This window comes from Actinotignum schaalii, assembly GCF_028864145.1.
GTDB classification, from domain to species: domain Bacteria; phylum Actinomycetota; class Actinomycetes; order Actinomycetales; family Actinomycetaceae; genus Actinotignum; species Actinotignum schaalii_B.
This window is the reverse complement of record NZ_JARBHJ010000073.1, coordinates 1-704: the sequence shown is the minus strand read 5'-3', so window position 1 is coordinate 704 and position 704 is coordinate 1. Positions and strand designations below refer to the sequence as shown.

Below are 704 nucleotides of genomic sequence, written 5' to 3'. Positions count from 1 at the left end.
AAAGCATCAGCAGTAGAGCCATTAGCAGTATCAGGAACATCAGTCATAGTCATAGTTAATCCTCAATTTCTTACTCAAATCAAGCATTTACACAAACTATTTGACACCCTCTACGATTTTGATCCGAATTTGTGCGGCAGCTATTTTTACTCGTTCTGGATCCGTGATAAGCCGTTCGGGATCAATGTCCGCATCGCTTTCAATTTCGGCAAGTAGTTCCTCGTCTGTTCTCATTGTTAGAAGCCTTTCCGTTCGAGAAACTTGCGCTCGACACCGAGCCGTCATCGCGTGAAAATCTCCCCGCAGCATCGCCCAGGGGCATACATTGAAGAACATCTTGACCCATGTTGAGCCGCTCGCTACCAGTATTGGGTAGCCGGGGGCGGGTAAAAAGTAGGAGCCAGCTATCCCCTCGGTGGGGGAAGAGGATCCCTGACCCTCTTTTCGCCGGCATCTCAATACTATCAGCGTGTAAATCTATCTCGCAGTCCCGAACGGAGGCGCTGTTCCTCAAATCGCCCCTTTTATTTTCGTCGCGTACCCCGGTTTGGGGGTACAAATCTCCACCCCTTGGGTTGTACCCCCAAAAGTACCGGGTAAATAGACAGAAATGGTTGCTAATACCCGGACTTTCCCTTGCTATACCAACAGAAAGTCCGGGTTATTGAGCTTTTCGACCTCAATAACCTTGCATGCTTGACAAA

At 48.7% G+C, this 704-nt stretch carries 1 protein-coding gene; it reads left to right on the top strand.

Going from position 1 to position 704, the window contains the following annotated elements; all coding sequences use genetic code 11:
• Positions 1 to 216, top strand: a 216-nt coding sequence (locus tag PWJ82_RS09510) for a hypothetical protein (protein WP_274736439.1), incomplete at its 5' end; no start/stop codon positions are given.
• Positions 217 to 704: the final 488 nt, after the last annotated feature.